This window comes from Streptomyces sp. NPDC057253, assembly GCF_042669125.1.
Lineage (GTDB): Bacteria > Actinomycetota > Actinomycetes > Streptomycetales > Streptomycetaceae > Streptomyces.
On record NZ_JBHUXV010000002.1, the window covers coordinates 85,573 to 106,835 of the forward strand.

The following is a 21,263-nucleotide window of genomic DNA, read 5'->3' on the forward strand; positions in this document are numbered from 1 at the left end:
CCCCACTGAGACCGCCGACCGGACGGAAACCGATCGGCGGCCCCATGTGAGGTGCGCCACACCTACGGGTCCAGTCGCTTCGTCCCCTCGACGTGCGCCCTGACCTGTTCCGGCGTCAGATACGCGTCGGTGTACTCGAAGTCCTTCAGCTTGGCCGGCTTGCGGGCCTGGAAGCCGGTGCGGACGAAATCGTCGCCGGCGAGGGCGTTCAGCGTCCAGTTCGTCGCCACTCGGACCTTGGCGACGTTGGTGCGCAGCGCCGCCCAGTGGTAGCCGCGGGCGGCGATCTGGGCGGGCAGTCCGCGCAGTTCGATGCCGAGCGGCTTGGAGACGGCGTCCGTGCCGCCGAGGTCGACGACCAGACCGAGGTCCTTGTGGACGTACGGCTTCAGCGCCTGGCCCCGCAGCGTCGCGATCACGTTGTCGGCGACCACCTTGCCCTGCCGCATGGCGTGCTGAGCCGTGGGCGGGCACACCGCGCCGTCGTCGTCCTTCGCCTTGTCGGGCACGGCGGCGGAGTCACCGAGCGCGAAGACGCCGTCCTGGCCGGGCAGCGTCATCTCGGCCGTCACCGCGAGCCGGCCGCGAATCGTTTCCGCGCCGAGCGTGGCGATCAGCGGGCTCGCGACGACCCCGGCGGTCCAGATCAGGGTCCTGGTGGGCACCACCCGGCCGTCGGTGAAGGTGACCTCCTCGGCGCCCGCCTTCTCGACGGACACGCCCAGCGACACGTCGATGCCGCGCCGGCGCAGGATTTCCTGCGCGCTGCGGCCCAGTTTGTCGCCCAGCTCCGGCATCAGCTTCGGGGCGATGTCGATCAGATGCCACTTGATCAGCGCGGGGTCGATGCGCGGGTAGCGCTTGACCGCGGCGTGCGTGAGCTTCTGCAGACAGGCCGCGGTCTCGGTGCCGGCGTACCCGCCGCCCACCACCACGAACTGGAGCCGCGCCGCCCGCTCGGCCGGGTCGTGGCTGGCGTCGGCCAGGTCGAGCTGGGAGATGACGTGGTCGCGGATGTAGGCGGCCTCGGCCAGCGTCTTCATGCCGAAGGCGTGCTCGGTGAGGCCGGGGATGTCGAAGGTCCGGGTGATGCTGCCGGGCGCCAGCACGATGTAGTCGTAGGGCTCGTTGACGATCTCGTCCGTGATGGTGCGGATCACACAGACCTTGGACTTGAGATCCACGCCGATCGCACCGCCCGGGATGATCCGGGTGCGGTACTTCTTGCTGCGGCGCAGGGAGACGGCGATCGACTGCGGCGTCAGCACGCCGGAGGCGACCTGGGGCAGCAGGGGGAGATAGAGCTGGTAGGCGAACGGCGTCACCAGGGTGACGTCCGCCTCGTCCGGCGAGAGTTTGCGTTCCAGCCGGCGCACGCACTCGACACCGGCGAAGCCGGCGCCGACCACCAGGATCCTGGGTCGTGTCACGGTGTTCATCCCTTTCTGCGGCTCCAGGCGGTCTGCCTCGAACGCCCTTCGTCTGCCCATGCGGACGCGACGAATGCGTCGAGGACCACCATGCCCGTCCTGACCTGAAAACGCACCGGGAGAAAGGTGACGGAAGAGCGCGGAGCGGAGGCGGGGAAACCGCTTGTGAGGGCACCGATCGCCGAATGCGCGTGCGGCAGACGGGTAGTTGGTGCAGTGGGACCCGAGCAGCGTGCGGAGGGAAGGAGCAGCGTGACCACCGACAGAATCTGGACGTACGCGCCGGACAGCGGTTACGTCGAGGGACAGGACCTGACGGGCTTCGGCGTCGTCGCGAGCGACGGCACGATCGGGCAGGTGGACCGGCAGGCCGCCCCCGAGGGACTGGCCCACCTCGTCGTGGACACGGGCGTCTGGGTCTTCGGTCGCAGCGTCCTGGTTCCGGTGGGCGTGGTGACCCGCATCGACACCGAGGGCCGCCGGGTCACGGTGGCCTGCACCAGGTCGGAGGTGAAGGCGGCCCCGCGCTTCCGTACCGACAGCGAGACCCGGGACCGCGCCTACCTGTCCGAGGTCGGCGCCTACTTTCTGCGGCTCACGGCCACCGCCTGACCTTCCCTCGGGCACCTCACCACGGCAGGAAGACGTGCACGTCCTTGCCGCGCTCGTCCGGCACCACGCTGACCTGGTCGCACAGGGCGTGGATCAGATGCCAGCCGATGCCGCCGCCACCCGTGCGGGGATTGAAGGAGCGCGGGGCGGGCGGCGTCGGGTTGGTGTCGCGCAGGGTCACGTGCACGCCGTCGAAGGTCCGCCGCATCCGCAGCGCGAACGGCCCGGGCGCGTACTGGACGGCGTTGGCGGCCAGTTCGGTGACGACCAGCAGGATGTCGTCCCAGTGCTCGGGGCTCGCGGGCGGCACGCTCTCGCCGAGGTCGCAGAGGAATTCCTCGGCAGCGAGCCGCGCACCCGTCACACAGTGCGGTTCGCCCGCGAAACGGGTGGTGCGGCTCGGAATCGCCTCGGAAGTCAGTGTCTCTCCCAACGCGGATCGGGCGCCGTGTCGCTCACGCGGCCCAGCGTCTGCGGAGTTGTCGGACATCGGTCATGGTGTCATTGATCCGTGTTCCCGGCGGCGCGCGCCCCAATCGTTTCCACCACCTGGAACGCGCCCCGGCGGCCCCCGGTCAGCGGAACACGTTGTCCGAATCGTCCCAGCTCAGCAAGTCCTCGGTGGCGGTGCGCCGGGCGCCGGCCGAGCGGGCCTGGTACATGGCGTCGATCTCGGCGGCGTACCGGTGCACGATCTCGTCCCGGCGCAGCTTCATGGACGGCGTCAGCAGCCCGTTGGCCAGGTCGAACGGCTCCGACAGCACCCGGAACACCCTGATCGACTCCGAGCGCGAGACGGTGCTGTTGGCGGCGGCCACGGCACGGGCGATCTCCTCGCGCAGGGCGTTCTCCTCCCGCGCCTCCCGCGCCGAGGGGTCCTGCTGGGCGACCATCACTCCGCGCCAGTGGGCTAGGAACACCGGGTCCAGGGTGAGCAGGGCTCCGACACAGGGCCGGTTGTCACCGACGACCACCGCCTGGTGGATCAGCGGATGCATCCGCAGCCGGTGCTCCAGGGCGGCGGGAGCCACGCTCTTGCCGCTGGTGGTGACAAGGATGTCCTTCTTGCGGCCGGTGATCGTCAGATAGCCGTCGGCGTCCAGCCGGCCCAGGTCCCCGGTGGCCAGCCAGCCGCCGTACAGCGCGGCGCGGGTGGCGGCCTCGTCGTTGACGTATCCCTGGAACACCGACGGGCCGCGCACCAGGATCTCCCCGTCGTCCGCCACCCGCAGATCCACGCCCGGCAGCGGCCGGCCCACGGTCCCGGACTTCTCCCGGCCCAGCGGCTGCATGGTGATCCCGCCGCAGGTCTCGGTCAGGCCGTACCCGTCGTGGACGTAGAGACCGATGCCCTCGTAGAACAGGGAGAGCTCACGGTTGAGGGTCGAGCCGCCCGAGGTGCCCCGGCGGGCCCGGCCGCCCAGCGCGGCTCTCAGTCTTCGGTACACCGTCCGCTCGTACAGGGCGTGCTGGAGCCGCAGGTCGAACCCGGGGCCCGGGCCCTCGCCGAGGCGCTGCCGCTCACTGGCCAGGGCGAAGTCGCGGGCGGTCTCGGCGGCCCGCTCGAACAGGGCACCGCGGCCCGACTGCTGCGAGGCGCGCAGGAAGTTCTTGTAGATCTTCTCGAAGACCGAGGGCACCGCGTAGAAGTACGTGGGCCGGAACGACTGCAAGGAGGCCGCCAGCGCCTCCTCGCCCAGGTCGGGCTCGTGGGCCATGAGGAAGCCGCCCCGGATGCACAGGCCCTGGACCATGAGGCCGTAGACGTGCGAGAAGGGCAGGAAGGCGAGCACGGACGGCTGCTCGCCCGGCGCGGCCGTGATCTCCCGCCACCCCTCCAGCAGGGTGTCGCACGGGCTCGCGAGGCCGCGGTGACTGAGCGCGCACCCCATCGGATGCCCGGTGGTGCCGGAGGTGTAGGCGACCACCGCCGTGGAGTCCGGGAGCACGATGCGGCGCAGCGACTCGACCGTGGCGAGCGGGATCACCTCGCCGCGCTCGGCCAGCTCCTCCAGCGCCCCCGCGTCCAGCTGCCACACGTGCCGCAGCCGGGGCAGCGCGGCGCACACCGAGCCGACCGTCATGACCGACTGCTCGTCCTCCACCACCACGGCCACACAGCCGGCGTCCCGCAGGATCCACTCGACCTGGTCGCGCGAGGCCGTCGGGTAGATCGGCACGACCTCGGCGCCGACCGCCCACAGGGCGTAGCTGAGGACCGTCCACTCGTAACGGGTGCGGGCCATGATTGCGACCCGGTGGCCCGGCGAGATCCCGCAGGAGACCAGCCCCTTCGCGAGGTCCACGACCTCGTCCCGCAGCTCCACCGCCGTGACCTCCTGCCAGCCCGCCGAGGATCCCTCGGGGCGGCGGGCGAGCACGGGCAGGGTGGGGTCGAGCTCCGCTCTCTCGAAGACGCTGTCGGCCAGACCGCCGCTGGAGCGCGACAGGGTCCGGGGAGCGAGGGCGAAGTCGCGCATGCGCTGCTCCTGACGTGTACGGGCTGTGACTGCGCCGACGAGCTCGGTCATCCGCGGTGCTCGAATCTAGCCCAGGAGGCAGCAGGGGGTGCCGGTATTGCGGAAGTAGGCGGTCACCTGTGATCTCGTCGAGATCGGGGGACTCGGACCCCATGAGTTACACGAATCCCGACCCCGAACCCGAGCGCACCACCGGCCTGGAGCCGGGCGGCGGCGTACCCCCGGGGGAGACCCCGCCAGCGGAGAGCAGCCTGCCCGAGGCCGGTCCCCGGGAGACGCACAACCCGACCAAGGGCTGGGCCAAGGGCCCGCTGACCCTGATCCTCCTGCTGGTGGTCGTCGTCGCCGCGTTCTTCCTGGTGTACGCCATCATGCTGGCCCTGTGACCCCTACGTCCGGGTGACCCTACGTCTGGGTCAGACGCACGCACTCGGTGACCACGTCCCGCAGGCTGCCGGTGCGCTCCAGCAGCTCGCGCTGCACCCGGGCGCCGTTGCCGTGCCGCAGCAGCTCCTCGGAGTACTCGCGGGCCCACTCCAGGTCGCCGCTGTCGGCGAGCGCCTCCTCGACGTGCTCCAGCAGGGCCCGCACCACGGTGTCGGTGGGCATCCGGTGCATCGTCGCCGGGTGCAGCAGCTCCCCGGACAGCCCGGAGCGCGCCGCCTGCCAGGCGGCGAGCCGCAGCAGGCTCACGCTGTGCGTCACCGGCTCCCCCCCCGGCCCGCCACTCGCGGGCGGCCGTCTCCACCAGGCCGCGGGCGAGCGTGGCGAGCAGGACGGCGGTGTCCGCGTGCAGACAGACGTCCGCGACCCGGATCTCCACCGTCGGGTAGGTCCGGGACAGCCGCGCGTCGAAGTAGATCATCCCCTCGTCGAGGATGACCCCGGTCGCCACCATGTCGGCGACCCGCCGGTGATAGCGCTCCGCCGAGCGGAAGGGCTCGGTGGGACCGGCCGACGGCCAGCGCTGCCACACCCGGCTGCGGTAACTGCTGTAGCCGGTGTCCTTGCCCTGCCAGAAGGGCGAGTTGGCGCTCAGCGCGGCCAGCACGCTCAGCCAGGGCTGGATCCGGTCCACCACCGCGACGGCCTCGTCGTCGGACTCGACGGACACATGGACGTGGCAGCCCATGACGAGCTGCTCCTGGGTGGCGATGCCGTACTGGTCCGCCATCCACCGGTAGCGGCGCCCGATGCCCACGGAGGGGCTGACGGGCAGCGGCGAGGTGGCGAGGGCCGCCACGGCACAGCCGCTCTCGCCGGCGAGCCGGGCCGCCTCCTTGCGGCAGCGCACGATCTCCGTGCGGAGCGCGTCCATCCCCGACTGCGGGTGGGTGGCGAACTCCAGCATCTGATTGTGCAGTTCCTTCTCGAAGACGTCCTGGTCCGCTTCGTCCTGCGCGGCCCGGGCGAGTACCGCGGCGGACAGCGCCTGCGGTTCCCCGCTCTCCGGGTCGACCAGGAGGAGTTCCTCCTCCACTCCCACGGTGCGCACGTGAGCAGCCCTTTCTGCCGAGACGACGGTGTGGTCCGTACGCCCCGACTGCCCACCGGACGGTTGATCACACAGGCGTCATCCACACGGTGGCCAGCGGCGGCAGGGTGAGCGTCACGGCACCGTCCTCGGGCTTGACCGGATCGGGAGCGACGAGGCCGCTGCCGCCGTAGCGGTCCGCGTCCGTGTTGAGCACCTCCTGCCAGGCGGGGACGTCGTCGGGGACGCCGAGGCGGTAGCCGTGCCGCACGACGGGCGAGAGGTTGGAGACCGCGAGGAGGGGGTTGCCCACCGTGTCGTAGCGCAGGAACGCGAAGACGTTGTCCTCGGCCGCGTCCCCGATCACCCACCGGAAGCCGCCGGGGTCGGTGTCGCGCTGCCACAGCGCGGGCGTCCGGAGATAGACGGTGTTCAGGTCGCGCACGAGATCACGGACGCCCCGGTGGTCCGGCTCGGCGCTGTACGCCGGGTCGAGCAGCCACCAGTCCGGGCCGTGCTCCTCCGACCACTCGGCGCCCTGCGCGAACTCCTGCCCCATGAAGAGGAGTTGCTTGCCGGGATGCGCCCACATGAAGCCGAGGTACGCCCGGTGGTTGGCGCGCTGCTGCCACCAGTCGCCCGGCATCTTGGACACCAGCGCCTGCTTGCCGTGGACGACCTCGTCGTGGGAGATCGGCAGCACGTAGTTCTCGCTGTACGCGTACACCATCGAGAAGGTCATCTCGTTGTGGTGGTACTTGCGGTGCACCGGCTCGTGGCTGATGTAGCCGAGGGAGTCGTGCATCCAGCCCATGTTCCACTTCAGGCCGAAACCCAGGCCCCCGCCGTCGGTCGGCCGGGTCACGCCGTCCCAGGCCGTGGACTCCTCGGCGATGGTGACGACTCCCGGTGCCCGGCGGTAGACGGTCGCGTTCATCTCCTGGAGGAAGGCGACCGCGTCGAGATCCTCCCGGCCCCCGAACACGTTCGGGCTCCACTGGCCGGAGTCGCGCGAGTAGTCGAGGTAGAGCATGGAGGCCACCGCGTCGACCCTGAGGCCGTCGATGTGGAACTCCTCGCACCAGTACACGGCGTTGGCGACGAGGAAGTTGCGCACCTCCACGCGCCCGAAGTCGAACTCGTACGTGCCCCAGTCCGGGTGCTCCGCGCGCCGCCAGTCCCCGGGCTCGTACAGCGGGTCCCCGTCGAAGCGGGCCAACGCCCAGTCGTCCTTGGGGAAATGGGCCGGCACCCAGTCCATGATCACACCGACGCCGGCCCGGTGCAGGGCGTCGATCAGGTACTTGAAGTCGTCCGGGGAGCCGAGCCGGGAGGTCGGCGCGTAGAACCCGGTGACCTGGTATCCCCAGGAGCCGCCGAAGGGGTGCTCGGCGACCGGCATCAGCTCGACATGGGTGAAGCCCAGGTCCTTGACGTAGGCGGGGAGCTGCTCGGCGAGCTGGCGGTACGTCAGTCCCTTGCGCCAGGACGGCAGATGGACCTCGTAGACCGAGAACGGCGCCTCGTGCACCGGGACCTCGCCCCGTCCGGCCATCCACTCCTGGTCGCTCCACTCGAAGTGCGACGAGGTCACCACCGACGCGGTGTCGGGCGGTACCTCGGTGCCGCGCGCCATCGGGTCGGACTTCAGGAAGCGGTCGCCGTGGCGGGAGGTGATCTCGAACTTGTAGCGGGTGCCCTCGCCGATCCCGGGCAGGAACAGCTCCCACACCCCGGACGCGCCGAGCGAGCGCATCGGGAAGGCCTGTCCGTCCCAGAAGGTGAACTCCCCGGCGACCCGGACCCCTTGGGCGTTCGGCGCCCAGACGGTGAACCGGGTGCCGGTGACGCCCTGGTGGGTCATCGGCTCGGCGCCCAGCGCCTTCCACAGTTGCTCGTGGCGTCCCTCGCGGATCAGATGGAGGTCGGTCTCGCCGAGCGCGGGCAGGAAGCGGTACGGGTCGTGCACCTCCTGCTCCCCGTCCGCGTACGCCACCAGCAGGGTGTAGTCGGGGATCGCGTCGAGGGGCAGCAGACCGGAGAAGAGGCCGTCGCCCTCCGAGGCCAGCGGGCTGCGCTTGCCGTCGATCACGACGCTCACCGCGCGGGCGAACGGGCGCAGCGCCCGGAACACGACCCCGCCCGCGACCGGGTGGGCGCCGAGCAGCGCGTGCGGGTCGTGATGGGCGCCCGCCAGCAGCCGGGACCGGTCGGTGGCATCGAGCGGCGGGGCCGGGGCACCCTTCGCGGGTGCGGACGGCTCGGGCAACGAAGTGTCACGCAGGGCCACGGCTCAGTCTCCTCTCACGGCGAGGCGCTCGATCGCCGCCATCGGCACAGGCAGCCAGTCGGGTCGGTGTCGCGCCTCGTACAGGACCTCGTAGACGGCCCGGTCGGTCTCGTAGGCCCGTAGCAGGCCGTGCTTCTTGCGCGGGTCCCAGCCGGCGAGGGCCGCGTAGCCCGCGCAGAAGGCCTCCCGGCAGCGGCGTGCCCACTCCGGACGCCAGGGGCGGCGCTGCCGGGCGGCGTAGTCGAAGGAGCGCAGCATGCCCGCGATGTCCCGCACGGGAGACTGCGCGGTGCAGCGCTCGACGAGCGGCCGGGACGGCTCGCCCTCGAAGTCGATGACGAACCACTCGCGGCCCGCCCGCAGCACCTGCCCCAGATGCAGGTCGCCGTGCACCCGCTGCGCAGGTGGCCCGGCGTCGCAGGTGGCCAGCGCGCCGAAGGCGTTCCGCAGTCCCGGCACGAACGGCCGCAGCGCCGGCACGCTGTGCGCGGCGGAGTCCAGGCGTTCGGCCATCGCGGCCGCCGTGGAGCCGTTGTCGCCGTGGGCGCCGTCACCGGGGAACGCGGCGGCCAGCGCGAGGTGCACCTCGGCCATGGCCCGCCCCAGCTCGTGCGCCTGCACGGTGAAGTCGTCACCGGAGGCCAGCGCGTGCAGGGCCAGCGTCCAGCCGTCGGAGGCGTCGCGCAGATACGGCTGGAGCACGCCGAGGGTCGCCTCCTGCGGATGCGTGGTCCGGAACCAGGCCACGGGTGCGGGCACCCGGCGGCAGCCCTGGCCGGCCAGCGCGACCGGTACCTCCAAATCGGGGTTGACCCCGGGCTGGATCCGGCGGAACACCTTCAGGATGAACTCGTCGCCGTACACCAGCGAGGAGTTGGACTGCTCCGCCTCCAGCAGCCGCGGGGGGAGTCCGGCGGGCACCGGCACCGAGGGGGTGCCCTCGAAGCGCAGGGGTCCGGCGGTGCCGGGCTGCCGCAGCCGTTCGAGGAGCAGCTGAGCCGAACGCGGGTCGTGCAGGGCGTCGTAGATGGTGAGCCCGGCCAGCGGGCCCTGCTCCGCGCGCCCGATCAGGGCCCGGCCGAGCCGCGGCGCGAGGTGTTTCCGCACGCCCAGCAGCAGCTGGTAGCAGTCCCCGGCCGGGGTGGCGCCGCCCGGCGCGGGCACTCCGCCGTGACTGGCGTGGACCAGCAGATGCAGACAGCCCGGGAACAGCTCGGTCATGGACAGCAGACCGAGTTCGCTCACGGGCCGGTCCTTGCCCGCGAACCAGCGCTGGCGGGGCAGCCACTGGCGCAGCAGCCCGCCCAGCGAGGCCATGAGGTCGCTCGCCGGTGCGGGTCTCGGGCCGAGGGGTGCGGTCTTCGGCATGGTGACGCGTCCTTTCGTCGGCACGCTCAAGAGCGTCGGCCGATGCGGGATGCGACTCGGGAGAGCCGGAACCAGTAGAAGCCGTGCCCGCCGAGGGTCAGCAGATACGGCAGTTCTCCGATGGCCGGGAAGCGCACCCCGCCGAACAGCTCGACCGGGTGCCGGCCGGCGAACTCGCGGAGGTCCAGCTCGGTGGGCTGGGCGAACCGCGAGAAGTTGTTCACGCACAGGACCAGGTCGTCCTCGTACTCCCGCAGGAAGGCGAGCACGGCGGGGTTGGAGGACTGGAGCTCGGTGAAGGTGCCGAGGCCGAACGCCGGGTTCTGCTTGCGGATCTCGATCATGCGGCGGGTCCAGTGCAGCAGGGAGGACGGCGAGGCCATGGACGCCTCGACGTTGGTGACCTGGTGCCCGTAGACCGGGTCCATGATGATCGGCAGGCTGAGCCGGCCCGGATCGGCGGTGGAGAAGCCGGCGTTGCGGTCGGGGGTCCACTGCATGGGCGTGCGGACGGCGTCGCGGTCGCCGAGCCAGATGTTGTCGCCCATGCCGATCTCGTCGCCGTAGTAGAGGATCGGCGAGCCGGGCAGGGCCAGCAGCAGGGCGGTGAACAGCTCGATGGTGTCCCGGTCGTTGTCCAGGAGGGGGGCCAGGCGCCGCCTGATGCCGATGTTGGCGCGCATCCGCGGGTCCTTGGCGTACTCGGCCCACATGTAGTCGCGTTCCTCGTCGGTGACCATTTCGAGGGTCAGCTCGTCGTGGTTGCGCAGGAAGATGCCCCACTGGCAACTGGCCGGGATCGCGGGGGTCTTGGCGAGGATCTCGGAGACCGGGTAGCGGGACTCGCGGCGCACCGCCATGAAGATGCGGGGCATGACCGGGAAGTGGAAGGCCATGTGGCACTCGTCGCCGCCAGCCTGGTAGTCGCCGAAGTAGTCGACGACGTCCTCAGGCCACTGGTTCGCCTCCGCCAGCAGCACCGTGTCCGGGTACATCGCGTCGATCTCGCTGCGCACCCGCTTCAGGAACTGGTGCGTGGCGGGCAGGTTCTCGCAGTTGGTGCCCTCCTCCGCGTAGAGATAGGGCACGGCGTCGAGCCGGAAGCCGTCGATGCCCAGGTCGAGCCAGAAGCGGAGGGCGGCCAGGATCTCCTCCTGCACGGCCGGGTTCTCGTAGTTGAGGTCCGGCTGGTGGGAGAAGAAGCGGTGGAAGAAGTACTGCTTGCGGACCGGGTCGTAGGTCCAGTTGGAGGCCTCGGTGTCGACGAAGATGATCCGGGCGTCCTGGTACTGCTTGTCGTCGTCGGCCCACATGTAGTAGTCGCCGTAGGGGCCGTCGGGGTTGGCGCGGGACTCCTGGAACCACGGGTGCTGGTCGCTGGTGTGGTTCATGACGAAGTCGATGATGACGCGCATGCCGCGCTGGTGGGCGGCGTCGACGAACTCCACGAAGTCGGCGAGGTCACCGAACTCCGGCAGTACGGCGGTGTAGTCGGAGACGTCGTAACCGCCGTCCCTGAGCGGTGACTTGAAGAACGGCGGCAGCCACAGGCAGTCGACACCGAGCCACTGGAGGTAGTCCAGTTTGGCGGTCAGGCCCTTGAGGTCGCCGACACCGTCGCCGTTGCTGTCCTGGAAGGAACGGACCAGCACCTCGTAGAAGACCGCGCGTTTGAACCAGTCGGGGTCCCGGTCCTTCGCCGGGGTGTCCTCGAAGGTGTCGTGGACGGGCTCGTTGACAGTCACGCTGTGGATCCTCCGATCTGAGGCGCCGACCTCCGGACCTGGAACACGTGAGCGGGTGCCCGGCCGGGCTCCAGGCGCACGTAGTTGGTTCTGCTCCAGCGGTAGGTCTCACCCGTCAGTTCGTCGTGGACGGAAAGGGACTCGTGCCATTCCAGGCCGAGTTGTGGCATGTCCAACGAGACCGTGGCCTCCTGGGTGTGGTGCGGATCGAGGTTCACGACCACCAGAACCGTGTCGTCACCCGTGCGCTTGCTGTAGGCGATGACCGAGTCGTTGTCGGTGTCGTGGAAACGGAGGTTCCGGAGCTGCTGGAGCGCCGGGTGGCGGCGTCTGGTGGTGTTGAGCCGGGTGATCAGGGGGGCGAGGCTGTCGGGGGTGTCCCAGTCGCGGGTCTTGAGCTGGTACTTCTCCGAGTCGAGGTACTCCTCGCTGCCCTCGCGCAGCGGGGTGTGCTCGGCCAGCTCGTAGCCGGAGTAGATGCCCCAGGTCGGCGAGAGGGTCGCGGCCAGCACCGCGCGCAGCGCGAACGCGGGCCGGCCGCCGTGCTGGAGGAAGGCGTGCAGGATGTCGGGGGTGTTGGCGAAGAAGTTCGGCCGCATGTAGGAGGCCGCCTCCCCCGACAGCTCCGTCAGATACTCGGTGAGCTCCTGCTTGGTGGTGCGCCAGGTGAAGTACGTGTACGACTGCTGGAAGCCGATCTGGGCCAGGGTGTGCATCATCGCCGGCCTCGTGAACGCCTCCGCCAGGAAGATCACGTCCGGGTCGGTGGCGTTGATGTCACCGATCACCCGCTCCCAGAACACGACCGGCTTGGTGTGCGGATTGTCCACCCGGAAGATCCGCACCCCGTGGTCCATCCAGTGCCGCAAAACCCTCGTGGTCTCCGCGATCAGGCCGTCCATGTCCGCGTCGAAGGCGATCGGGTAGATGTCCTGGTACTTCTTCGGCGGGTTCTCCGCATACGCGATGGTGCCGTCGGGGCGGTGGTGGAACCACTCCGGGTGCTTGTGGACCCAGGGGTGGTCCGGGGAGCACTGCAGAGCGAAGTCCAGCGCGATCTCCAGGCCCTGCTCGGCGGCCTGCTGCACGAACCAGTCGAAGTCCTCGATCGTGCCCAGATCCGGGTGCACCGCGTCATGGCCGCCCTCCGGCGAGCCGATCGCCCAGGGCACCCCCACGTCGTCCGGCCCGGCCGAGAGGGTGTTGTTGCGGCCCTTGCGGAAGGTGGTGCCGATCGGGTGGATCGGCGGCAGGTAGACCACGTCGAAGCCCATCGCCGCGATCGCCGGCAGCCGCCGGGCCGCGGTACGGAACGTGCCGTGCGGCCGCTGCGGGGTGCCCTCCGAACGGGGGAAGAACTCGTACCACGAGCCGAACAACGCCCGCTCCCGCTCCACCAGCAGCGGCAACGACTCCGACGCCGTGATCAACTCACGCAGCGGATGGCGGGCCAGCACCGCGTCCACCTCGGGCGTGAGCGCCCCGGCCAGCCGGGTGGCGACCGGCAGCGAGTCGTCGGCGAGTGTCTTCGCCGCCGCCAGCAGCACCGCCCGCTGCGGGCCCTCCGCGACGCCCGCGGCCGCACGGGTGTAGAGCTCGGCACCCTCCTCCAGGACCAGTCCCGTGTCGAGGCCGGCCGGCACCTTTATGCGGGCCGTGTGCCGCCAGGTGCTCACCGGGTCGCTCCAGGCCTCCACCCGGTACGTCCAGCGCCCCTCGACGTCCACCGTCACCTCGGCGACCCAGCGGTCGCTGCCCGGGGCCGCCTCCCGCATCGGGGTCCAGGGACTGTGCCGGCCCTCCGGGTCGGTGAGGACGACGTTCGCGGCGACCGCGTCGTGTCCTTCGCGGAACACGGTGGCGCTGACCTCGAAGGTCTCTCCCACGACCGCTTTCGCCGGGCGCCTGCCCGACTCGACGGCAGGACGGACGTCCCGTACCGGGATGCGGCCGATGACCGGGGTGGTACTCATGCTCTCGCCTCCGTCGTGCTCGAGGCCGGGCACCGAGGGCGCCCGGCCGGGGATCGAAGCTGCGCCGGAAGGGGGTTACCTCCCCGCGGGGGAACGTTCCGCCGATCTCGGTGGACCCCGTCTGACCGCGGCGCTCGCGTGCGGGAGGTCGCTCTGCTCCTGCAGATAGGCGATCACGCTGCTGCGCAGATAGCGCTCGGCCGCGTCGGCCGCCTCCCGGGCACAGCGCTTGCCCATCAGGACGCACAGCGTGTAGCCCGAGTCCTCGAAGGTGCTCCGGACGGCGCGGTCGGCGGGGGAGGCGAGCATCCGGCGCTCCCAGGCGCGGTAGCGCCTCAGTTGCCTGGCGACTTCGGCTTTGGCCGGTAGCAGCATGGCGCCGTTCACCTTTCGGAGCTGGAGCAGATCCGGGACTCGCGAGATCTTCACTCATGGTGCACGGGTAACGACTCAGCGTCTTGTTGGGTCTTCAACGACCTTTATGCCGTCTCGTCCCGCCACATCCGCGTGATTGCGCCCCATGACTCGCTCGTGTTGCACGAATGGCGTAGCACTCCCACTCTGGAGTGACTCTGAAGCGAACAGCGCTCACGCTCCGTGTGTTTCGGGGCCCGGTCCCGCGGGGGCCGGGAGGAGCGGGAGCTTCGCCGGTGAGGAGCGAGCGACGATGAAGACCGCAGTGCCCTGCTACTACCACCTCGACGTGGAGGTCAGCCCGGAACGGGTCGGGCAGGTCCAGCGCATCCTGGCCGCCCATCTACGGCTCTGGGACCTGGAGACCCTGGTCGAGCCCGTCTGCCGCGGTGCCGTCCTGCTGCTGAAGGCCATCGACGAGCACGCGACGGACAAGAACACCTCCATCGAGCTGTGGTGGAACGGTCAGCACCTCATCACAGCCATTGGCGAGAACGACAGCGATCTGCGCCCGGACCTGGATCTGCGCGCCTGCCTCGAACGCATCGCCGCGATGAGCGACGGCTGGGGCTGCTGCGCCACGGAGACCGGCAGCAAGGTCATCTGGTTCTCCCAGCGGGCCCGTTCCGGTGAACGCGTCCCGCTGGTGCCGACAGCCCCCGCGCCCAGCCTGCGGGAGGTCCTCCAGGTGCCGCGCGAACTGCCGGTCGCGGCCCTGGCCGCGGCTGCCGCCGACGGCGGGAGCTGACGTGCCGGCGTCCAGGAGGAAGCCGTCCAAGAACGGGAAGCGGGTGCCCGCCTGGAGCGGGCGCCCGTACCCGCTGGGCGCCGCCTACGACGGCGAGGGCACCAACTTCGCGCTGTTCAGCGAGGTCGCCGAGCGCGTCGAACTCGTCCTGGTCGACGACAAGGGCGGCCACAGCACTGTCCCGCTGACCGAGGCCGACGGATTCGTGTGGCACGGCTATCTGCCGGGGATCGGACCGGGTCAGCGCTACGGCTATCGGGTGCACGGCCCCTGGCAGCCCGAGTTCGGCCACCGGTGCGACCCGTCGAAGCTGCTGCTCGACCCGTACGCCAAGGCGGTGGACGGGCAGACGGACACTCACCCCTCCCTGCTCACCCCCGGCGCCGACAGTGCCGGGCACACCATGCTCGGTGTGGTCACCGACCCTGCCTTCGACTGGGGCGACGACAAGCCGCCGAGCCGGCCCTACGCCGACAGCGTGATCTACGAGGCGCACGTCCGAGGGCTCACCCGCACCCACCCTGACGTGCCGCCCGAACTGCGCGGCACCTACGCCGGTCTCGCCCACCCGGCGGTGATCGACCACCTGACCTCGCTCGGTGTGACGGCCGTCGAGCTGATGCCGGTGCACCAGTTCGTGCAGGACGGCGTGCTCCAGGACCGCGGCCTCGCCAACTACTGGGGCTACAACACGATCGGCTTCTTCGCGCCCCACAACGCCTACGCCGCCCACGGCACCCGCGGGCAGCAGGTCACCGAGTTCAAGGCGATGGTGAAGGCGCTGCACGCGGCCGGGCTCGAAGTCATCCTCGACGTGGTCTACAACCACACCGCCGAGGGCAACGAGAAGGGGCCGACCCTCTCCTTCCGGGGCATCGACAACGCCTCCTACTACCGGCTGGTGGACGGCGACTGGGGCCACTACTACGACACCACCGGCACCGGGAACAGCCTGCTGATGCGGCACCCGTACGTGCTCCAGCTGATCATGGACTCCCTCCGGTACTGGGTCACGGAGATGCACGTCGACGGCTTCCGCTTCGACCTCGCGGCCACCCTGGCCCGGCAGTTCCACGAGGTGGACCGGCTGTCGGCGTTCTTCGACCTCATCCAGCAGGACCCGGTGATCAGCCGCGTCAAGCTGATCGCCGAACCGTGGGACGTGGGGGAGGGCGGCTACCAGGTGGGCAACTTCCCGCCGCTGTGGTCGGAGTGGAACGGCAAGTACCGGGACGCCGTACGGGACTTCTGGCGCGCGGAGCCGCACACGCTCGGTGAGTTCGCGTCCCGGCTGACCGGGTCCTCCGACCTGTACCAGCACAGCCGGCGGCGCCCGCGCGCGAGTGTCAACTTCGTGACCGCGCACGACGGTTTCACGCTGCGCGACCTCGTCTCCTACAACGACAAGCACAACGAGGCCAACGGAGAGGGCGGCCGGGACGGGGAGAGCACGAACCGGTCCTGGAACTGCGGGGCGGAGGGGAAGACCGACGATCCGGCGGTGCTGGAGCTCCGGGCCCGCCAGCAGCGCAACTTCCTCGCCACGCTGCTGCTCTCGCAGGGCATCCCGATGATCGGCCACGGTGACGAACTCGGACGCACCCAGGGCGGCAACAACAACGCCTACTGCCAGGACAACGAGGTCTCCTGGATCGACTGGGCGCTGAGCGAGGAGCAGCGTGAACTCGCCGCGTTCACGCGGTACGTGATCGGGCTGCGGGCGGCGCATCCCGTGCTGCGCAGGCGCCGCTACTTTCGCGGTGAGACCGTGACGCATGCGGGGCAGCCGCTGCCGGACCTGGTCTGGCTGCTGCCGGACGCCCGCGAGATGACCGAGGCGGACTGGCAGCGGTCCGACGCGCACTCGGTCGGTGTCTTCCTCAACGGCGACGCCATCGCCGAACCCGATCCGCGCGGCCGGCGCGTGGTCGACGACTCGTTCCTGCTGCTGCTCAACGGCTACTGGGAGCCCGTCGACTTCCGCCTCCCGGACGCCACGTACGGCGAACGCTGGACCACCCTCCTCGACACGGCCGAGCCCCAGGGAGCGGACGAGTCCGAACACAAGGCCGGCACGGTGATGCCGGTCGAGGCGAGGAGTCTGGTACTGCTGTCCCGACCGTCCCATGGGGGCGGCTGACAGTGCGAGGAGGCTCTCAGTGAGGGCGGCGGGACGTCACCGTGAACTGGGCTCCGTCCGGGTCTCGTAGGACGGCCTCGGTGCTGTGCTTCGTCAGGACGCTGCCGCCGTGGGCCTCGGCGGCCCTGGCGCAGGCGGTCACGTCGGTGACCGCGAAGTGGACCTGCCAGTGCGGGCGGATCGTGGGGTCGGGCGCGGAGCCCAGGGCTCCCGACTCGATACGGGCCACCACGTCGCCGCCGCTGCGCAGCACAACCTCGCCGCCCTCGTAGCGGACCTCGCAGCAGCCGGGGCGTTCCGTGGCCCAGTCGAGGACCTCGCCGTAGAAGATCGCCGCGTCGAACGCGTCACGGGTGTGCAGCCGCACGAAGGCCGGCTGGGCCCGGCGCCACACCTCCCAGTTGGCGACCAGCTCGCCCTCCCAGATGCCGAAGGTCGCGCCGTCGCGGTCGGAGAGCAGCGCCGCCCGCCCCGGTGGGAACGACAGCGGGCCCACCGCCAGCGTGCCGCCGCGCTCCTGGACCCGGGCGACCGCCTCGTCCGCGCTGGGCACCGCGAAGTACGGCGTCCAGGCCACCGCCATCTGCCACATCGACGCCACCGCCGCGATCCCGGCGACCGGCGTGCCGTCCACCAGCGCGACCCGGAAGCGCTCGCCGAGCTTGGCCGGCTTCCACTCCCAGCCGAGGACGGCTCCGTAGAAGTCCTCCGTGGTCTGCTGGTCGTGGCTGGTCAGGCTCACCCAGCAGGGCGCGCCGAACACATGGTGCGTGGACACGACGTCCGCGGTCGTGCCGGGAAGTCTCGGGTCATGGTTCATGGCGGTCGCGTCCTGCTCTCGTCGGGCTGCGGCCAGTGGGTCTCTCATCCAGTGTCGTTCCGGAACCGCTGTGGCCGCCTGCCGAGTACCCCGGGTCAGCCGCCGAAACGGTGCCCCGTCCGGCCTCCTGCCCGGTGCCGGGGACCCGTCCGGGTGACAGGATGGACGGGTGTCAGGCGTACCCGAGGAACCCGCCGCGGAACCGGACCGGATCTTCGAGCTCCAGGAGGAGATCGACCAGCTGAAGGAGGCGGTCGCCTCCCACGCTGTCGTGGACCAGGCCATCGGTATGGTCGTCGCGCTCGGCAGGGTGACCCCGGACGAGGGCTGGGCCGTACTGAAAGAGGTCTCCCAGCACACCAACATCAAGCTGCGCAACGTCGCCGACCTCATCCTCATCTGGGGCAGGTCCGGAGAAATCCCCAAGGAGATCCGCGTCGAGCTCCAAGAGGCCCTGGAGCGCTACGGCCCGACACAGATCCCGGGGGCGCCATCGGAGTGACGGCGCCCCAGGAGTCCGCGGGTGGGATCAGCCGGCGTCGGACAGGACCTCCTCGCGCAGCCGGTCGAAGCAGGTGCTGAGCAGCCGGGAGACATGCATCTGGGAGATGCCGAGCTCCTCGGCGATTCCGCTCTGGGTCATGCCCCGGAAGAACCGCAGATACAGGATGGTCCGCTCGCGCTCCGGCAGGGCTTCCAGACAGGGTCTGACGGCGACCCGGTCGACGACGACGTCGTAGGAGGGGTCGGGGCCGCCGAGCGCGTCTCCCAGGGCGTAGCCGTCCGTGCCCGGCATCTCCGCCTCCAGCGACAGCGCCGAGAAGCACTCCAGCGCCTCCGCCCCGGTGCGCACCTCGTCCTCGGTCAGCTGGGCCCGCTCGGCGATCTCGGCGACAGTGGGGGACCCGCCGGGGGCCTGCGCGAGCTCCTTCGAGGCCTGCCGGACCCGGTTGCGCAGGTCCTGCACCCGGCGAGGCACGTGCAGGGTCCACATGTGGTCACGGAAGTGCCGCTTGATCTCGCCGGTCACGGTCGGCACCGCGTACGCCTCGAAGGCGCTGCCGCGGGCCGGGTCGTAGTGGTCGACGGCCTTGACGAGGCCGAGGGCGGCCACCTGGTAGAGGTCTTCGAGGGACTCCCCACGGCCCCGGAAGCGGACGGCGATCCGCTCCGCCATGGGCAGCCAGAGCTCCACCAGCTCGTCCCGCAGCGCCTTGCGCTCCGGACCTTCGGGCAGCTCCGCCAGACGCTCGAACGCCGCGTTGGTGTCGGGGGCGTCGTCGTGCGGGTGGGGCTTGGTTCGGGTGGCGACGGTCATGTCGCGCACCTCCCTGAGCGGGTGCTGGATGGACAGACACCGTGGGAGGAGCGCACGCGGACTGTGAGGCAGTTCCGGAACCCGCTCGGTGGGCTCCCACGGAGGTGCCTCCTGTCCGAAGCACTGTGGTACGGATTCCCGCTATCGGGTGAAACAAAACAAAAGCCCTGATGATCCTATATAGGGCTGAGGTGTGAGCTTGACCGGTCCTTGGTCGAGATTACCTCTGACACAGAGGTAATCTCGGCGCATGGACGAGGAGACCTTTCCCGAAGAGCTGGCCGACGCCCTCGTCGGAATCCAGAGGCTGCTTCGGCGCAGACTGCGCGCCGGACTGACCGTGCCGCGGCTGCGCGGCGCCGAGGTCGAACTGCTGCGCCTGGTCGAGGCACGGCCCGGTATCGGCGTCTCCGAGGCCGCCAAGGAGCTGCACCTCGCCGGGAACTCCGTCTCCACCCTCGTCAACCAGCTCGTCAAGGAGGGCCATCTGGTGCGCGAGACCGACCCCGCCGACCGGCGCGCCGCCCGCCTGTTGCTCACCGAGCGGGCCGAGACCCGGCTCAGGGACTGGAAGCAGCGGCGCGACGCACTCGTGGGACGGCAGGTCGCCCGCCTCGACGAGGCCGATCAGGAAGCCCTGCGCGCCGCCCTGCCCGCCCTGCGCGCCCTTGCCGTCACCCTGCACGAGGAGGCCGAGGAATCATGACAGCCGACGCTGTCGCCTGCACCGGGCTCGACTACGCCTTCGGCGCCACGAAGGCCGTGGACGGACTGGACCTGACCGTGACGGAGGGCGAGGTCTTCGGACTGCTCGGCCCCAACGGCGCGGGCAAGACCACCGCCATCCGCTGCATCACCACCCTGCTCCCGGTGCCGGCCGGCATGATCCACGTCTTCGGCCGCGACACCGCCGAGGACGCGATGGCCGTACGGCGCCTGCTGGGCTACGTCCCGCAGCAGCTGTCCGCCGACGCGAACCTGACCGGCCGGGAGAACGTCACCCTGTTCGCCCGCGTCTTCGACGTCGCCCGCAAGGAACGCGCCGAGCGGGTGGCCCAGGCGCTGGCCGCCGTCGACCTCACCGACGCCGCCGACCGGCTCGCCGGCACCTACTCCGGCGGCATGGTCCGCCGCCTCGAACTCGCCCAGGCCCTGGTCAGCGCGCCCCGGCTGCTCATCCTCGACGAGCCGACCATCGGCCTCGACCCGATCGCCCGCACCGGCGTGTGGGAGCACATCAACGCCGTACGCGAGGCGACCGGCATGACCGTCCTCGTGACCACCCACTACATGGACGAGGCCGACCAGTACTGCGACCGGGTCGGCCTCATGCACCGCGGCCGCGTCCGCGCCCTCGGCACCCCCGAGGAGCTCCGCCGGGGGCTGGCCGAGAAGCGGGGCACCGACACCCTGCCGACGCTGGAGGACGTCTTCCGGGACGTCGCCGGCAGCGGGCTCGAAGACGAAGGAGGGGATTTCCGCGATGTCCGAAGCACCCGCCGCACCGCGAACCGTGTCGGCTGACATCGGCCTGCTGCTGAAGCCGCCGGAGCCCCGCGCGGGCTGGCGGCTGCTGCCCGCCCGGGTGGTGGCGATGTGCGCCGTCGAACTGCAGAAGCTCCGCCACGACCGCACCGAGCTCTACACCCGCGCGGTCCAGCCCGCCCTGTGGCTGCTGATCTTCGGCCAGACCTTCACCCGCATCAAGGCGATCCCCACCGGGGGCATCCCCTACATCGACTACCTGGCGCCCGGCATCATCGCCCAGTCCGCGATGTTCATCGCCATCTTCTACGGCATCCAGATCATCTGGGAGCGGGACGCGGGCATCCTCAACAAGCTCCTGGTCACCCCCACCCCGCGCTCGGCACTGACCACCGGCAAGGCCTTCGCGGCCGGAGTGAAGTCACTGATCCAGGCCGTCGTCGTGGTCATCATCGCCGCCCTGCTCGGCGTCTCCCTGACCTGGAACCCGCTGAGGCTCCTCGGCGTAGGCCTGATCGTGATCCTCGGCTCGGCCTTCTTCTCCTGTCTGTCGATGACCATCGCCGGCATCGTGCTCAGCAGGGACCGCCTGATGGGCATCGGGCAGGCCATCACCATGCCGCTCTTCTTCGGCTCCAACGCCCTGTATCCCCTCTCCGTCATGCCGGGCTGGCTCCAGGCCGTCAGCAAGGTGAACCCGCTGAGCTACGAAGTCGACGCCTTGCGCGGCCTCCTGCTCGGCACCCACGCCCATCTGGCGCTCGACTTCGGCGTGCTGGCCGTGGCCGCCGCGCTCGGCATCACCGCGGCCTCGTCGCTTCTCGGCCGGCTGGCGCGTTGATCATGCGTGGGGAACGTGATGTGCGGCACGCCCGTGGAAGGATTTTTCCGGCCGCCTGGCGGATTCTTCCTGCGCACGGCTTGATCAGCGATCAAAGGGGGTGAATTCCCTGGCCACAGCGCATT

Annotated in this window: 18 protein-coding genes and 1 pseudogene; 8 read left to right on the top strand and 11 right to left on the bottom strand. The window is 70.5% G+C overall.

Annotated elements, in window-relative coordinates:
• Positions 1–62 precede the first annotated feature (62 nt).
• Complete coding sequence (locus ACFULQ_RS01470) at positions 63–1,439, bottom strand: NAD(P)/FAD-dependent oxidoreductase (RefSeq protein ID WP_383536494.1); 1,377 nt, start codon at positions 1,437–1,439, stop codon at positions 63–65.
• 243 nt (positions 1,440–1,682) lie between these two features.
• On the opposite strand from ACFULQ_RS01470, the gene ACFULQ_RS01475 reads away from it, so the two are divergent.
• Positions 1,683–2,042, top strand: a complete 360-nt coding sequence (locus ACFULQ_RS01475; RefSeq protein WP_383536497.1) for a PRC-barrel domain containing protein — start codon at positions 1,683–1,685, stop codon at positions 2,040–2,042.
• 16 nt (positions 2,043–2,058) lie between these two features.
• Here the strand turns inward: ACFULQ_RS01475 and ACFULQ_RS01480 are convergent, their stop codons facing one another.
• Both ACFULQ_RS01480 and ACFULQ_RS01485 read right to left on the bottom strand, forming a co-directional pair.
• Positions 2,059–2,406 carry an ATP-binding protein gene (locus ACFULQ_RS01480; RefSeq protein WP_383536817.1) on the bottom strand — a complete coding sequence of 116 codons (348 nt, stop codon included), beginning with the start codon at positions 2,404–2,406 and terminating at the stop codon, positions 2,059–2,061.
• Positions 2,407–2,617: 211 nt separating this feature from the next.
• Positions 2,618–4,522 (bottom strand): AMP-dependent synthetase/ligase, encoded by a 1,905-nt coding sequence (locus ACFULQ_RS01485; protein WP_383536500.1) that lies wholly within the window; start codon positions 4,520–4,522, stop codon positions 2,618–2,620.
• Positions 4,523–4,674: 152 nt separating this feature from the next.
• Between ACFULQ_RS01485 and ACFULQ_RS01490 the strand changes: the two genes are divergently transcribed.
• Positions 4,675–4,908: a DUF6480 family protein gene (locus tag ACFULQ_RS01490; RefSeq protein WP_383536503.1), complete on the top strand. Its 234-nt coding sequence runs from the start codon at positions 4,675–4,677 to the stop codon at positions 4,906–4,908.
• 19 nt (positions 4,909–4,927) lie between these two features.
• Here ACFULQ_RS01490 and ACFULQ_RS01495 read toward each other — a convergent pair.
• The 6 genes and pseudogenes from ACFULQ_RS01495 to ACFULQ_RS01520 form a co-directional block, all read right to left on the bottom strand.
• Positions 4,928–6,017 (bottom strand): annotated as a pseudogene (locus tag ACFULQ_RS01495) (glutamate--cysteine ligase).
• A 67-nt stretch (positions 6,018–6,084) separates the two neighbouring features.
• Positions 6,085–8,286: a 1,4-alpha-glucan branching enzyme gene (gene glgB / locus ACFULQ_RS01500; protein WP_383536506.1), complete on the bottom strand. Its 2,202-nt coding sequence runs from the start codon at positions 8,284–8,286 to the stop codon at positions 6,085–6,087.
• A 3-nt stretch (positions 8,287–8,289) separates the two neighbouring features.
• Positions 8,290–9,654 (bottom strand): maltokinase, encoded by a 1,365-nt coding sequence (locus tag ACFULQ_RS01505; RefSeq protein WP_383536509.1) that lies wholly within the window; start codon positions 9,652–9,654, stop codon positions 8,290–8,292.
• 26 nt (positions 9,655–9,680) lie between these two features.
• The gene (gene treS, locus ACFULQ_RS01510) at positions 9,681–11,399 is read right to left on the bottom strand and encodes a maltose alpha-D-glucosyltransferase (RefSeq protein ID WP_383536512.1); all 1,719 of its coding nucleotides are present in this window, start codon (positions 11,397–11,399) and stop codon (positions 9,681–9,683) included.
• Positions 11,396–13,372, bottom strand: coding sequence for an alpha-1,4-glucan--maltose-1-phosphate maltosyltransferase (locus tag ACFULQ_RS01515; RefSeq protein ID WP_383536515.1), 1,977 nt, complete (start codon positions 13,370–13,372; stop codon positions 11,396–11,398). Before ACFULQ_RS01515 ends, treS begins: the two co-directional genes overlap by 4 nt.
• A gap of 75 nt (positions 13,373–13,447) precedes the next feature.
• Positions 13,448–13,747: a DUF5133 domain-containing protein gene (locus tag ACFULQ_RS01520; protein ID WP_330269074.1), complete on the bottom strand. Its 300-nt coding sequence runs from the start codon at positions 13,745–13,747 to the stop codon at positions 13,448–13,450.
• A 292-nt stretch (positions 13,748–14,039) separates the two neighbouring features.
• On the opposite strand from ACFULQ_RS01520, the gene ACFULQ_RS01525 reads away from it, so the two are divergent.
• Both ACFULQ_RS01525 and glgX read left to right on the top strand, forming a co-directional pair.
• Complete coding sequence (locus tag ACFULQ_RS01525) at positions 14,040–14,534, top strand: pep a2 (RefSeq protein ID WP_383536519.1); 495 nt, start codon at positions 14,040–14,042, stop codon at positions 14,532–14,534.
• A gap of 43 nt (positions 14,535–14,577) precedes the next feature.
• Positions 14,578–16,674, top strand: coding sequence for a glycogen debranching protein GlgX (glgX, locus tag ACFULQ_RS01530; RefSeq protein WP_383536820.1), 2,097 nt, complete (start codon positions 14,578–14,580; stop codon positions 16,672–16,674).
• A gap of 16 nt (positions 16,675–16,690) precedes the next feature.
• Here the strand turns inward: glgX and ACFULQ_RS01535 are convergent, their stop codons facing one another.
• Positions 16,691–17,494, bottom strand: a complete 804-nt coding sequence (locus ACFULQ_RS01535) for a VOC family protein (RefSeq protein ID WP_383536522.1) — start codon at positions 17,492–17,494, stop codon at positions 16,691–16,693.
• Positions 17,495–17,663: 169 nt separating this feature from the next.
• Here ACFULQ_RS01535 and ACFULQ_RS01540 point away from each other — a divergent pair, with 169 nt between their 5' ends.
• On the top strand, positions 17,664–17,996 hold the full coding sequence (locus tag ACFULQ_RS01540) for an ANTAR domain-containing protein (RefSeq protein ID WP_383536525.1): 333 nt from the start codon (positions 17,664–17,666) through the stop codon (positions 17,994–17,996).
• A gap of 27 nt (positions 17,997–18,023) precedes the next feature.
• On the opposite strand, the gene ACFULQ_RS01545 is transcribed toward ACFULQ_RS01540, so the two are convergent.
• Positions 18,024–18,812, bottom strand: a complete 789-nt coding sequence (locus ACFULQ_RS01545) for a SigB/SigF/SigG family RNA polymerase sigma factor (RefSeq protein ID WP_383536528.1) — start codon at positions 18,810–18,812, stop codon at positions 18,024–18,026.
• Between the two features lie 250 nt (positions 18,813–19,062).
• Between ACFULQ_RS01545 and ACFULQ_RS01550 the strand changes: the two genes are divergently transcribed.
• The 3 genes from ACFULQ_RS01550 to ACFULQ_RS01560 are packed head-to-tail and all read left to right on the top strand — an operon-like array spanning position 19,063 to position 21,138.
• Positions 19,063–19,518, top strand: coding sequence for a MarR family winged helix-turn-helix transcriptional regulator (locus ACFULQ_RS01550; RefSeq protein ID WP_383536531.1), 456 nt, complete (start codon positions 19,063–19,065; stop codon positions 19,516–19,518).
• Positions 19,515–20,336 carry an ABC transporter ATP-binding protein gene (locus ACFULQ_RS01555; RefSeq protein ID WP_383536534.1) on the top strand — a complete coding sequence of 274 codons (822 nt, stop codon included), beginning with the start codon at positions 19,515–19,517 and terminating at the stop codon, positions 20,334–20,336. Before ACFULQ_RS01550 ends, ACFULQ_RS01555 begins: the two co-directional genes overlap by 4 nt.
• Positions 20,296–21,138: an ABC transporter permease gene (locus ACFULQ_RS01560; RefSeq protein WP_383536537.1), complete on the top strand. Its 843-nt coding sequence runs from the start codon at positions 20,296–20,298 to the stop codon at positions 21,136–21,138. The genes ACFULQ_RS01555 and ACFULQ_RS01560 overlap by 41 nt, the downstream gene beginning before the upstream one ends.
• Positions 21,139–21,263: the final 125 nt, after the last annotated feature.